At 39.8% G+C, this 12,656-nt stretch carries 15 protein-coding genes; 14 read left to right on the forward strand and 1 reads right to left on the reverse strand.

Annotation, left to right across the window (positions count from 1 at the left end; all coding sequences use genetic code 11):
* Positions 1-331: helix-turn-helix domain-containing protein (locus APA_RS25745; protein WP_201321415.1), on the reverse strand; the 331-nt coding region annotated here is incomplete at its 3' end.
* 353 nt (positions 332-684) lie between these two features.
* Here APA_RS25745 and cas10 point away from each other — a divergent pair.
* From cas10 to APA_RS08855, 14 genes are all read left to right on the forward strand, one after another.
* Positions 685-2,961: a type III-B CRISPR-associated protein Cas10/Cmr2 gene (gene cas10, locus APA_RS08790; protein WP_236579468.1), complete on the forward strand. Its 2,277-nt coding sequence runs from the start codon at positions 685-687 to the stop codon at positions 2,959-2,961.
* Positions 2,958-3,680 (forward strand): RAMP superfamily CRISPR-associated protein, encoded by a 723-nt coding sequence (locus tag APA_RS08795; RefSeq protein WP_201321915.1) that lies wholly within the window; start codon positions 2,958-2,960, stop codon positions 3,678-3,680. Before cas10 ends, APA_RS08795 begins: the two co-directional genes overlap by 4 nt.
* Positions 3,677-4,939, forward strand: a complete 1,263-nt coding sequence (gene csx10, locus APA_RS08800; protein WP_201321916.1) for a CRISPR-associated RAMP protein Csx10 — start codon at positions 3,677-3,679, stop codon at positions 4,937-4,939. The genes APA_RS08795 and csx10 overlap by 4 nt, the downstream gene beginning before the upstream one ends.
* Positions 4,936-5,400 carry a hypothetical protein gene (locus APA_RS08805; protein WP_201321917.1) on the forward strand — a complete coding sequence of 155 codons (465 nt, stop codon included), beginning with the start codon at positions 4,936-4,938 and terminating at the stop codon, positions 5,398-5,400. The genes csx10 and APA_RS08805 overlap by 4 nt, the downstream gene beginning before the upstream one ends.
* 24 nt (positions 5,401-5,424) lie before the next feature.
* Positions 5,425-6,003, forward strand: coding sequence for a Uma2 family endonuclease (locus APA_RS08810; RefSeq protein WP_201321918.1), 579 nt, complete (start codon positions 5,425-5,427; stop codon positions 6,001-6,003).
* A gap of 29 nt (positions 6,004-6,032) precedes the next feature.
* Positions 6,033-6,875 carry a CRISPR-associated RAMP protein Csx7 gene (csx7, locus tag APA_RS08815; protein ID WP_201321919.1) on the forward strand — a complete coding sequence of 281 codons (843 nt, stop codon included), beginning with the start codon at positions 6,033-6,035 and terminating at the stop codon, positions 6,873-6,875.
* A gap of 39 nt (positions 6,876-6,914) precedes the next feature.
* Entirely contained in the window at positions 6,915-7,937 is a 1,023-nt protein-coding gene (locus tag APA_RS08820) for an RAMP superfamily CRISPR-associated protein (protein WP_201321920.1), read from the forward strand.
* The gene (locus tag APA_RS08825; protein WP_201321921.1) at positions 7,934-8,389 is read left to right on the forward strand and encodes a hypothetical protein; all 456 of its coding nucleotides are present in this window, start codon (positions 7,934-7,936) and stop codon (positions 8,387-8,389) included. Before APA_RS08820 ends, APA_RS08825 begins: the two co-directional genes overlap by 4 nt.
* Positions 8,386-9,447 carry an RAMP superfamily CRISPR-associated protein gene (locus tag APA_RS08830; protein WP_201321922.1) on the forward strand — a complete coding sequence of 354 codons (1,062 nt, stop codon included), beginning with the start codon at positions 8,386-8,388 and terminating at the stop codon, positions 9,445-9,447. Before APA_RS08825 ends, APA_RS08830 begins: the two co-directional genes overlap by 4 nt.
* Positions 9,448-10,119 carry a hypothetical protein gene (locus tag APA_RS08835; protein WP_201321923.1) on the forward strand — a complete coding sequence of 224 codons (672 nt, stop codon included), beginning with the start codon at positions 9,448-9,450 and terminating at the stop codon, positions 10,117-10,119. It abuts the gene before it with no gap.
* 347 nt (positions 10,120-10,466) lie between these two features.
* The gene (locus APA_RS08840; protein ID WP_201321924.1) at positions 10,467-10,694 is read left to right on the forward strand and encodes a hypothetical protein; all 228 of its coding nucleotides are present in this window, start codon (positions 10,467-10,469) and stop codon (positions 10,692-10,694) included.
* Positions 10,695-10,700: 6 nt separating this feature from the next.
* Positions 10,701-11,189 carry a hypothetical protein gene (locus APA_RS08845; protein ID WP_201321925.1) on the forward strand — a complete coding sequence of 163 codons (489 nt, stop codon included), beginning with the start codon at positions 10,701-10,703 and terminating at the stop codon, positions 11,187-11,189.
* Between the two features lie 8 nt (positions 11,190-11,197).
* Positions 11,198-11,593 carry a hypothetical protein gene (locus APA_RS08850; RefSeq protein ID WP_201321926.1) on the forward strand — a complete coding sequence of 132 codons (396 nt, stop codon included), beginning with the start codon at positions 11,198-11,200 and terminating at the stop codon, positions 11,591-11,593.
* A 191-nt stretch (positions 11,594-11,784) separates the two neighbouring features.
* Positions 11,785-12,654, forward strand: a complete 870-nt coding sequence (locus APA_RS08855) for a hypothetical protein (protein WP_201321927.1) — start codon at positions 11,785-11,787, stop codon at positions 12,652-12,654.
* Positions 12,655-12,656: the final 2 nt, after the last annotated feature.

Consider the following 12,656-nt stretch of genomic DNA (forward strand, 5'->3'; position numbering starts at 1 on the left):
CAATATTTTGCAGCACTCGCTTGAGTTGTTTCGGTGATTGATTCACCCATTGTTTTATTTGTTCTTGCTGCTCAAGGGTAAACGTGGATTTACGACCTCGCCCTGCTCGGTCACATAATCCCACCAACTTGAGCCTTTCCCAAGCCACAAACCAGTTATGAATCGTTTTGCGACTCACCCCAAAAATTTGCATCAGTTGCGCTATCCTTATCCCTTGAGCGCTCAAAAGAATACAGTGTGCTCGTTGACGGATTGCAAAGCGGTGACTTTGACGATAGATTCTCCACAGTAGCTTTGTCGTTTCAGGGGAAAGTGGAGCAATTAATCTCACAGTAATTAGATCACAATTAAGTAATCCTTAGAATCTTCCCATTACTATGAATATGTGTAAATAATTCTGCATATCTACTTAGCAAAGACGGAAGGCGGAAGGAAAAAATATGGAACAAATTTTTGGCTTTTAACTTTTAACTTTTTCCTTGATAGGCGATCGCAAAAAATAAAAGTTGTAACAACCCCAACTTTGGAACGCGCCCTTTCCTTATATCCTGTTATACTGCTAGAAATTTTAGATAAATCACTGATTAAGCATCTAGCTACTGCCAGCAACTCAATACGAAAGTACATACAGACTTAGCGATCGCCCCTTACTCGATATCAAGTTTTAGGAAAGGATTCAGACAAATGGCAACAAACCACAAGAAAGACATTACGATCGCATTAGCATGGTGTCTTGCTTGGGGCGAACAAAAACAACCGCAGTTTGAGATCTCAGTACTGCAAGAAATGCGACAGGCACTCCATAGCGATCGCCAAGTACCCGAAGCAGTGCGATCGATAGTCGAGCAAGTCCAGCAACTCCAAAATATTAGTGAACATTACTTCCCTGAAACCCTGCAACAGTTTCAGAATGAATATAGCGAAATCTGGAATCAACAGACCAAAATCGGGTTGGTGAATGGTGGAGCAACCAAGATCAAACAATATGTATTTGAATCTTCCAAGATTCAAGATATTAGGGGCGCTTCCGCATTACTCGATTATGTCAATCTTATTGAGCTAAAAGAATTCTTTCGGAAAAATCGCATAATCGATATCTCACAATGGCTACAGAAAAATTTTCCCGATCTTCAAGAAGCGCTGATTAGTGAGCTAATCGTCTACTCCACAGGTGGAAATATCCTCGCCTTCTGTCCAGCCGCATACATCAATGACTTGGCAAACGCTATTGAAAAGCGCTATACCCACGTTACCCTAACCGCTAACTCCTGTGCTGTCGGCGACACCTTTCGCTTGGCAGAGATTCGCTTTGGACTCTTGCAAGAAAAAATTGAAGATACCAACTGGTTAGACTGGTATCGCCAAAACCATCAGAACCCCATAGTCCAAGCTTGCATCGGCAAATCTAAAGATGGATCACCAGATCTAGAAGCATTCCGCAATTATCAAAGCTTTAACGCAATTACTACAAAACTCGCTGTTCTCTTTAACCAAAGACGTAGCGGTAATGAATTTAGCGATCGCCCCAGCCGCGCCTATCCACCAATATTTGAGACCCACCCGTATCTTATAAGAGATGAGCCAGATCGGCGATCTTCCACGATTCAAGTAGACTTGCCAAATAAACCACATTTCTCAGAGGCAGTTGCTCGTAAACGCGCCACTAGCGAAAGAGTAAAAAAAGATGCTCCAATACCTAACTGGTATCGCGAAAGTTCACTAAATCAAACTTGGCAGCCACCAGAAGTGGAAGGCTGGATTTCTCGCTTCAATGAATTTCTGGAAGAAAATCCTACCCAAAAACAGCAATACTATCAAAGCATATCGCCCGAAGCTGTTGATATTGCTCAGTCCCTTAAGCATATTAGTAATATGAGTAAAGGTTTTGTCGCACATATCTATGCTGATGGCAACAACATGGGTGGTTACATTCAAAAAATCCGCACACCCGAAAGATACAAAGAGTTCAGCCAAGATATTTCCCTAGCCACAGAATACGCTGTTTACCAAGCTCTATCAGAACATTTACACCCCCATACCCTCAAAAATATTAACGATCCTGAGTCAAGGCTGCAAGACGGTGCTCTCATTCATCCTTTTGAAATTATTACTATCGGCGGTGATGACATCTTACTGATCGTTCCCGCCAATAAAGCATTAGAAATAGCCAAAACAATTTGCGAACAGTTTGAGCAAATCCTACTCAAGCAAACCGATCTCAAGGTAGAGATTTCAGGAGATTATCGAGTTCCCCCATCAAGCAAGCCAGTTAACCTTAGCAAATTTCATCGATATCTGCCCACAGCAACAGCCCCATCACAATGTCAGATCAGTGTTTCCGCAGGTTTACTCATCGCCTCCGATGACACGCCGATCTATTACGCCAAAAAGTTAACAGATGACCTTCTCAAATCCGCCAAAAAGCGTGGTAAATCCTTAAAAGATGATGGCTATATTGGCGGCACAATTGACTTTCTCTCGATGAAGGCAGTCACAATGATTTCTTCTAATATCGAAAAATTTCGGAAGCAAGGGCTAACTAAAGGAAATTTAAGATTCTATGCCGCACCCTATACTCTCCATGAGTTAGGTGGATTGATAGCAGTTGTTAAAGCTCTAAAAAAAGCCAAGTTCCCAAAATCACAGCTCTATCAAATTCGTACCTTATTAGAGAATGGCAAGCATACCGCTATTCTCAACTATCGTTACTTCCGAGTTCGTCTCAAAACAGGACAACCAGAACTACAACAAGAATTTGAAGAGGCGTGGTGCAAAGCCAAAACCAATGAAGGATATATCGCTCCTTGGATGTACGATGACGGAGCCAGAGAATATAAGCATGAACCTTTTTATGAAACAATCTGGCGCGATATTGTGGATATTTATGACTTTATTGAAGATCCTGAAGAGCCAACGGATAGAGCATTTGAAGAGTTATTAGCGCAGGAGGTAAAGTCATGATTACTCTAGATTCTTTAAGAAATGCGATTGAGACTATCTCAATTACAGCAGTTATCGATTCAGCCTTGAGTGTCGGAGCTGGTGGCTCTGCTGGCTCCTTAGCGGATAAGCCCATTATTCGCAATGCCGAAAAGAATTTGCTAATTCCTGCATCACAAGTTAAAGGGCGCTTACGTCATGAGTGCGAAAAAATTGCCAGAGCTTTAAAATGGGATATTTGCGAATCACCTAAACCTGAAACAATGTGTCCACAAAGGAAGGGACTATCTGGCAATTTTGAACGTGATGAGTATCGGGTCAGGGGAGAACAGCATTGCTTAATTTGTCAAATTTTTGGAAATTCTGTTTTACCATCACGTCTTCTCTTCGACGATCTCATTTGCATTGAAAATCCAAATAATTTACCAGAAGTGATCCGCCCTGGGGTGACGATCAATCGTCGTCGCCAAACTGCCGAAGAAAGCAAACTCTATTTTCTAGAGACTTCTCCCGCAAATGCCAATTTGCGATTTACAGGTCAGATTCATTTGTTGCCCAACTGGTCAAGCGATCGCCCTGACTTTGCGAAGGCACTTATATATGCAGGGCTAAGGCATATCAATGCTTTGGGTGGTAGCAGATCCGCAGGCTTAGGCTGGCTACATTGGGAAATAGACTCATCTAACTTAGCAATTGAAGATGAGATTTGGAGCTTTTTAGCTAAAGGTGGTGAACGATGAAACGCATTAATCTAGAAATTAAAGCCGTATCACCATTAGCGATCGGGCGACAAAAACCTGGTGGCTCAGTGAGTGAAGCCGATGAGTATATATCTGGGACAGTGATTCGTGGTGCGATCGCATCGCAAATTTTGCAACAATCAGGTCGCTCGTCAGAGGATCTATCTCAGAATGGTGGCGACTTTCAGCAATTATTTCTTAGCGATCGCCCCGCCATTTTTCAAAATGCTTATTTAGCAACTGTTGACGATCCATATATCCTCTTACCAGAAGTTTCTGTTTTGCCTAGTACGGCGTTAAGTTCTAAAAATAGAGCTGGATTTAAGCCTAAGTATAATGGCGTTTTTGATAGTCTCATTGATAGCTTTTGTGCTGAATCTTACGGTCGTTTGTACGATCCAAACTGTCCAACTGATGGCAGCCTTGTTCATGCTTTTGCAAGTTTTTATGGCAAAGTAAAGAGTCGGAATGAAAACAAGAATGAGCACCAGTATTTTAAGACCTCTACTAATAACCGCCTGTTAACTAGAGTAGGAATTAATCGCCGTAGATCTGTATCTGAAGAGCAAATTCTTTATAGTATTGAGGTTTTGAATGAATCACAAGAATATAAAAATAAGCCAATCATTTATCGAAGTTCTATATTTGTTGATGATAATATAGCAAATAGCTTGCAAAATTTTATCCAAGTCAATACTTCTAATTTCCGCTTGGGAGGCTCGGCTTCGAGAGGTTTAGGTAATACTAAAATCACTGCAAGCGAGCCAATTGAATTGGAATCTAATCTAGTAAATCGAGTTAATAGGTTCAATAAAAAACTAAAAAAACGTTGGAATGAGTGGCAGGTTTTTGGTAATGTCAATGAAGATATATTGTCGAATCGTAAGTGCTTCACTTTAGACTTACAATCTGATGCCATCTTGACTGAGCAATGGATGCGAACAACTATAATTTCTGCTGAAATGCTTAAAAAGTTTACAGATATCCAAGACTCATCTTTAAAGCTCCATGTTACTAATAGCAGCTATGACTATCGCTCTGGTTGGAATGCAGCTTGGGGCTTAATGAAAGATGTGGAAATGGTCACAAACAAAGGAGCAGTTTATTTATTTAGTGTATCTAGCGATCGTTTTGAAGAATGGGCTAAAGCGCTAGAAGATTTAGAAATCCGAGGTGTAGGCGATCGCACTTCTGAAGGTTTTGGACAAGTCCAAATTTGCAACGATTTTCATTTAGTACTCAGAGAGGAGGCAGTATGAGCTTAGAAACCCCAAATATAGATTCTAAATCTAAAATAGATTCTACAGAACTTAAAGTTCAGCGCAGTATTCGTCAGGCTGAAGATGAAATTGTTACAGCAATTCAAACTGCTCTAGATGAATGTCAATATGGTAAATCTGGTAGAGATATTCTTGAAGAGTCGCAATTTCGTAATTTAGTGCGAGTTTCGGACACGACAGATAGTGCTGAAGTTATTAAAAACTTTTTGCGCTATCAGGTTGGGCGTGATACTAAATGGGGCAGAGGCGATCAGTCCCTTGCCACCAGAATCATTAGTGATATTGACGTAAGAATTAAAGCGATCGCTCAGGCTATTGCGAATACTACTAAATCAGGAGATTTCAAACCAATACATCTGGAACTGATTAGGCGATATCTGGGCTATGGCGCACGCCATCTCAAGTATCTACGCGATGGGAAGACAGCACCTAGTAACTAAATATCCTTTTTGGAGATAAGCGCTATGACGGCAATACAAACGCAGAAACGATACTTTAGTCCAACTGAATATCTAGAGCTAGAAGAAGTCGCCGCATTTAGGAATGAATATCATGATGGAGAAATTGTCCCGATGACGGGTGGTACTGCTGAACATAACCAGATTGCGATTAATTTAGTGACATATTTTCAATCGCTACTAAAAGGCAAAGAATATCGCCTTTATGTCAATGATATGCGGCTGTGGATACCTCGTTATCGTGAATATACCTATCCTGATGTGATGTTGATCGATGGTAAGCCAGTGTTTGAGGGTGATAATCGCACGACAGTTATTAATCCATCGGTGATTATTGAAGTTTTATCCAACTCAACTAAAAATTACGATAAAGGAGAAAAATTCGATTACTACAGGTCTATTCCTGAGTTCAAAGAATATATTCTTGTCGAGCAATATCAACCTTATGTTGCTCAATATAAAAAAACAAATGAAGGCTGGCTATTAACTGAATATGAATCCCTAGATTCGGTTTTAACGATGTATGCGATCGCTTTGCAAATCCCCCTCTCTGAAATCTACGATTTGGTTGACTTTATCCGCTAGAAAACTGATTTAATAGTGAAATAGATATTATGTTTGACACTTTCAGAAATCGCTTAGAAATAACTGGAACTCTTAAGACTGTAACTGCTTTGCGAGTCAGTGCGGGACGCTCAACTGAGCCAATTGGTTCAGATTTGCCTGTGATTAAAGATGCCTTTGGTCGTCCGTTAATTCCAGGATCGAGTTTTAAGGGAGCCTTGCGATCGCGCCTTGAAAGCTTTTTACGTGGAATTGATTTACAGCTCGCTGAAGACCCATCCGTTCTCTCTAGTTCTTCTCGCATTACACAAGTTAATGCTCTTAAAGAGCGATTGAAAGATGATGCCCTTTTCAATACTGAGATCTTGAAGCAAACTGATTTAGCCTCCCATCTATTTGGTTCACCTTGGCTTGCTAGTAAATTTCAAGTACGAGACTTAACAGTATTGCCTGACAATTGGTTTGGACAATATCAAGAACGCGATGGTGTAGCTATTGACCGTGATACGGAAACTGCGGCAGATGGCAAACTGTATGATTTTCAAGTAGTACCTGCGGGAACTCCCTTTGAATTTAAAGCTATAGTCGAAAATGCTGAAAAGCATGAGTTAGGTTTATTAACGATCGGTTTACATCAGTTTGAAACTGAACAAATTCCTCTTGGTGGAGGGCGATCGCGTGGTTTAGGCGTTGTGCGTTTAGCTATCGAGCAGTTACGATGGTTTGATGCAGAGGGAAGCCCCGATAAATTAATCGAATATCTCCAAAGACTTATTACCAAAGATTCTACAGTCTATGTGGATGTAGGGCAAAATCTCAAAGATGATTGGATACAAGCATTGATCGAGCATTTGAGACAAACAGTTAGCGATCGCGCTACAGCATCAGTATAAATTTGAGAATTTAAATTGGATTAATTTTGGAGATTTTCTATGCACAAGCGACTGGTGAACCACTGCACGATCGCTCTTAGCCTTATTCCCGATGGACCAATCCTGATTAAGTCTGGCAAGGAAGGAGCCGATCCGACTAAGCCTGATATGGAGTTTGTCGAGACTTATCATGCAGGAGGCAAAACCATTTATCTCCCTGGCAGTAGCCTCAAGGGGGCGATACGCGCTCATGCTGAACGGATTGTGAGGACTGTAGGTAGCGATCAACGTCCCACTGACGACTCATCACAACTATGGGCAAATGACCCTTTAAACGATAAATATGATTACTTGCCAGACAACAAATCTGGAAAATTAGGTGCAGAGATATATAAGCTCTCATCTTTCACAGATCAGTTATTCGGGAATACTTCTATTGCTAGTCGCATAAGAATTGAAGATGCTTATCCAGATGAAGAAGCACAACCTGTAAAAAAGGAAGAGCGTAACGGAGTGGCAATTGATCGCGTATTTGGCTCAGTGGCTGTGGGACCTTTTAACTATCAAGTTTGTACCGCAGGAGAGTTTAAAACTAAGATCCATCTTAAGAATTTTACCTTGGCTCAACTAGGCTTAATTGGCTTGGTACTACGAGATCTCAATGATGGCTGGTTTGGGATTGGCTTTGCAAAGTCTCGTGGACTAGGGACTGTTCAAGTAAAGCTAGACTCAGCTGTGGTTCAATATCCTAGCTGTGAAATCAGAGATAATCAAATTCATGATTTTGGTCAGCAAAAGCGTTGGGCAAACAATACTTTGCTGGGAGCAGGTGAGTTTTTAGCATTAGAAGAAGCGAAACGTTATGGCTTTTTAACAGACCAAAATCAAGAAGATCGCCAAGATACTTCCGTTTTAGCTAAAAAAATGCAACTGACGTTTGGCTTAGAGAATAATCCATTGGATATCGATATAGGTGTACAACTGAGCTGGCATGGCAATGATGAAACGGGTGTTCCAAATTTGTTTCAATGTGCAGTGCAATCGTGGAGTAAAGTGCTGAAAGTAGAGAGGACGGCAGCATGAGTGCTTTTGTGGGAATAAGTCAAAAACTTTTGTCTGCCGATGAACTTCAAAACCTCATCTCTAAACTAGCAAATGACTCTAGCTATTACTTTTTGCGCTGGGCAAATCGAGTCAGTGGAATTACTAAAAAGCTTGGAAATTTTCCTATGCTTGAAGGACAAATGTTCAACTCTGAGTTAGAGCTAAGGTGGAAACAAAAAGGTGCTAACTATGAAGCATTTCTCTTAAGTTCGACTGCGCGTGAATATCCAAATTTTGAGCCATTAGATCGAGAATGGGAAACCGAGGATAAAGATGCTTATTTTTATCCACCTACTGAAACTCGATTTCCTAAAGGATTTGATTATCCACCAGAGCTAAAGATAGGTCAGCGTTACTTTAGGGATAAAAAAACTGCAACTGTGCATTTTGTTGCGCTAACGATTAAAAAATCGATTGGAGAAAAATCATGACCAATGCGCCACCACCAAAACCCAGAAAACCAATTCCGCCTACCTCAAGTCCAGAGTTAGACGACCCTAATGAATCTGATATTTTTAAGCCTTACAAGCTAGTCAGCTTCCCCAAATCGCCACCACCAAAGGCTCGTCCTGCTGGACATGATAAGTATTTAGGCGATCGCCTTCATGGGACATTACATCTCACGCTCAAAGTCCAAACGCCTCTTCATGTCTCAACGGGGGTTGTGGCACTGGGGAGTGACATTGGTTCTCCTGTTGCCTTGATTAAGACTATGACTCAGGGCAACGATCAAAAACTTGTGATTCAAGGTAGCTCCTTAAAAGGATGCATCAGATCTGTGTATGAGGCAATTACCAATAGTACTCTAGCCGTAATCACGCCAAGATATAGAGATAAAATTCCTTCAGAGCGGTTGCCTTGTAAAAAGAAGGATGAACTATGTCCTGCTAGCCAAGTATTTGGGGCTTTAGACTGGCAGGGTTTAATAGAGTTTAGTGATGCTAAATGCGAAAATCCTAGTTATGGCACTGGGTTTATGCCATCTTTGTATGCACCGCGTACCCAGAGAAGAAATTACTACACCTCTAGAGGTGTGGCAGCAGGACGCAAGTTCTATTACAACTTTGCGAAGTCTATTGATAAAGGACATCAGGGAACTAATGTCCAACAAGCCGCTAAGGACTTTACCTTTACAACCCAAATCCATTTTAAGAATCTCAAACCAGCCGAGTTAGGCACGCTCTTAATTGTGTTAGGGCAAGATCCCAATTATCCGATCGCTTTGAAAGTTGGTGGTGGCAAACCAATTGGGATGGGTACTGTGACTGTGAGCGTAACTGCCATTGAGCAGGCTGGCAATTTACGCGATCGCTATTCTGCATATATTGCCACTGAGTCTAATCGTCTGACTGGAGATAAGCTGCAAGTATTTATCCAAACACAAATTAAGGCAGCTCATTCTAGTTTGATTCAATCTCCTCAATTACAACAGTTAGCGGAAGTGCTGCGCTATCCCTCTGATTTGCAACCACCTTCAGGAATGTACTAAATGGCAACTATAGAATCATCCATCGAAGCTCAATCTCTCTCAGAATCTCAATGGCAAGCTGCCCATGCGATCGCGATTGAGCTGGTCAAAAGTGAGACTGATGTTAATGAATTAGGCAAAGCGATCGCTTATCTACGTGCGGCGGTGAGTAAGTCTGATGCGGGTTCTAAGTTTTTTAAATATATTAAAACTTTAGTCAGTAATGGCAAGCAAATCGGTCATAGCGGCAAGACTTTGGATTATTATCGCAGTATTGAAAATGCTTGCGATCGCTTTCTTCGAGACTATCAGGCTGATGGTTTGGCAATGCTGCAAGTTCTTGGTTGGACATCAAGGCTCATGCGTTATTACAAAACTGCGCCGATTGGTGAGCTAGAGGCATTTTCTGAAAAGCGATCGGCTGGGCAAGATTTAATAACTCAAAAACAAGCAGAGATAAAAGCTTCAGCAAAATCTCAAAACTTTGCGATCGGTCAAATTGTCGAGGCAAAGATTGTAAACAAAAAGGAGAAAGGGAAAGAAATTACCTATGAAATTATTGGGACGATCATTAAGCTTTCTAACAAAGAGCCTAAAATATTTGACGATCTATCTGTTGGGCAGACTGTCATGGTGTCGATTGTAGAAATGAAGGATGAAAATACACCTAAAAAACTAAAATATATCGCTTAAATATCTTTATTTTTCTGTTATAATTTTTCCACTGTTTATTTATGGAAACTCAGATGTTACATCGAAGGTCAGATTCTCCAGTAGTTGATTTATACCCTGCATTGCATACGCACCAATTTAACAAGGCAACAATTACACAATCTCAGTCCTGTCTCTCAAGATATGAATTTTGTGAAGTTCCTTCTACTTCTTTTACTGATAGATTTTCAAGATTTACTGATTTTGAGAAACTTACAGCTTAAATAGCTGCTCATTCTTGAAATCTTGCTGGGTTCTTGGTAACTAGTACTAAGCTACCAAGAACCACTCTCAAAAAAATATCTTGAATTTTATATATTTGTAGTTATATGTTTAGCGCAGACAAACCTAAAGAAAAATTGTATTTAGTAACTGGTGTCTCAGTTGCAATCGATGTCGAGGATGGAATTCTGATTGCTGGAATTCTTTCGGATAGTCCATTTGCTGAGGATGAACAAAAAAATGTAGGCGTGAAGTTGCCTGTTGCAAATTTTGCTTTTACGAAAAAGCAAGCAATCTTTCTAAGGGATCGTCTCAATGAATTTTTGAATAAGTAGCCAACTATGAAATTGATTAATAGCTCTATAACTAGTCCTTTTGATCTTACCTCTAGTAAGGTGCAGGAGATAAACTGGAATAAAAAATACTCCTCTCCTTTAACTATTGTTGAATCAAAGCAATCATATTATCCTGATTTTCCAGACATTAAGGAATTGGGAAAAAAATTAGCGTCTTTTGTTGGCGTAGAAAGCGTTAGGGCTATTGTCCCAGATGCTTCTAATCGTTGCTGGATTGAATTTGAAATTCTATTGCAACCTAGTAATGCTGAATTGCCATACGAAACTTGGGATAAAATTCAAGACTTAGTAATTGACTATGAATGGAACTTAAGAGATAAGTCTGGCGAAAAGTGGTATTTCGGGGTTGATTGTGTTGAGTATTTCTCTAAAATTTGTCCTGAAAGTTTTAAAATTTTCAATTCGAGTGTAGAGCCTTCGGAAGCATTTCAAAAAATTTGGTCAAGCCCTAATGCTAATTTTGTAGCTATATAAACTTTGTAATGATGACTTACAATAAGTATCAAGAACAAGCAAAATCCAATCATAAATCTGCTCAAAGCTCAAGAAAAACATTCCCTGATTGGGCGGTAACAATGTGTTTCTATACGGCTTTGCACTGGGTTGAATATTATGCTTGTTTGAAAAGTGTTGATATTAGTGTTTATGGTGGTAAATCTCCACATGACTGTAGACGACTCTATGTTAGGGAGCTTGCCAAAGAGCTAAATAGCCGCACTCTGAGAAAAGCTTATGAAGAGTTAGAGAAGGAGAGTAAAAAATCTAGATACTTAGTAGATTTAAGTACAGATGCAATAGTACATTACAAACTAAACAACTTAAAAGTTGACAAGGCTTTTCAAAATTTACAAATTATCAGTGTTCTATTGAGTAGCTAATGAAACTTCCTCGTAAGGGGACGGAAACTCTTATCCGTAAAATGCTGGCTAACAGTCAACTACTGTTCCAGTTTTTCCCCGCAAGGGGTCTATACATGAGACTTGATTCTTGAGTTTAAAATATACGCAACAGATTGACAGAATTAACTAACTAGGTGATATATGTAGATGGCATAAATTGGTATAAAACAGTGAAACCCCTATTTACCATCACCTTTATCTTGCTGTTGCTCACTGGATCTGTGGGATTTCCTGTTTTTGCTCAAACATCTCAACCATCTACTGTTGTTCCTGCCGATCGCAATGACAAAGAAATTGAACTGATCAAGGAAGAATATAAGAACCTGAAAGAACAGAACAAAGACATGATGTCTCGCTTAGAAAATGAGCGCAAAAGTCATTATGAATTTGTCGAAAAAACTTATTCTGAAATACAGCGTGTATTCTACTTTAGCTTAGCTATTTTATCGGGATTAGTCGCTTTCTTTGGTTGGAAGACTCAAAAAGATCTGCAAACTCAAGTTCAAGAATTTAGTACTATCGCGGCAAAAAAGCTAGAATCAGACTTTGATGCAGTAATTAAGAAAGAAATTAGCAAAATTCAAGTCAAGTTTGATGATTTACAGGAAACAGTTAAGTCCAACACTGCTTATAAAAGCAAAGGGATTATAATTATCGGCGACCAAAAACAACTTGACTCGATTCAAGAATCTATTGAAAGGTTAAAGAAAAAGCAGTTTCAATATATTAGTCCGATTGAAGAATCTTCTTTTGCAACTAAGACATTTAAACCTAAGAGTTGGGACTTGGTGATTTATCTTTTTAAAGAAAGAGACAAAGATCTACCCAAAGACGAACAAAAAGCTTTAGATAAGAATATTTTGGAAATTTTAGATATCCTGAAAGTCTTAGATCTTCCCATAATCATCTACGCTCCTAAAAACTCGACTATACCCACTTACATTTTTGAGAGACATGAATGGATATTGCCAGCTAATAGCCAGATAGCCTTCATGAATGCAGTTTTTAATGTTTCTAACCTATTGCAGGATCGTCCATAGTT

The organism is Pseudanabaena sp. lw0831 (assembly GCF_016584665.1).
Classification (GTDB): Bacteria; Cyanobacteriota; Cyanobacteriia; order Pseudanabaenales; family Pseudanabaenaceae; genus Pseudanabaena.

Bases quoted from the DNA above. Each gene is read 5' to 3' on its own strand.
- APA_RS08840 (WP_201321924.1), top strand. From the start codon at position 10,467: ATGTTTAGCGCAGACAAACCTAAAGAAAAATTGTATTTAGTAACTGGT.
- APA_RS08830 (WP_201321922.1), top strand. From the start codon at position 8,386: ATGACCAATGCGCCACCACCAAAACCCAGAAAACCAATTCCGCCTACC.
- cas10 (WP_236579468.1), top strand. From the start codon at position 685: ATGGCAACAAACCACAAGAAAGACATTACGATCGCATTAGCATGGTGT.
- csx10 (WP_201321916.1), top strand. From the start codon at position 3,677: ATGAAACGCATTAATCTAGAAATTAAAGCCGTATCACCATTAGCGATC.
- APA_RS08850 (WP_201321926.1), top strand. From the start codon at position 11,198: ATGATGACTTACAATAAGTATCAAGAACAAGCAAAATCCAATCATAAA.
- APA_RS08825 (WP_201321921.1), top strand. From the start codon at position 7,934: ATGAGTGCTTTTGTGGGAATAAGTCAAAAACTTTTGTCTGCCGATGAA.
- APA_RS08835 (WP_201321923.1), top strand. From the start codon at position 9,448: ATGGCAACTATAGAATCATCCATCGAAGCTCAATCTCTCTCAGAATCT.
- APA_RS08820 (WP_201321920.1), top strand. From the start codon at position 6,915: ATGCACAAGCGACTGGTGAACCACTGCACGATCGCTCTTAGCCTTATT.
- APA_RS08805 (WP_201321917.1), top strand. From the start codon at position 4,936: ATGAGCTTAGAAACCCCAAATATAGATTCTAAATCTAAAATAGATTCT.
- csx7 (WP_201321919.1), top strand. From the start codon at position 6,033: ATGTTTGACACTTTCAGAAATCGCTTAGAAATAACTGGAACTCTTAAG.
- APA_RS08795 (WP_201321915.1), top strand. From the start codon at position 2,958: ATGATTACTCTAGATTCTTTAAGAAATGCGATTGAGACTATCTCAATT.
- APA_RS08845 (WP_201321925.1), top strand. From the start codon at position 10,701: ATGAAATTGATTAATAGCTCTATAACTAGTCCTTTTGATCTTACCTCT.
- APA_RS08810 (WP_201321918.1), top strand. From the start codon at position 5,425: ATGACGGCAATACAAACGCAGAAACGATACTTTAGTCCAACTGAATAT.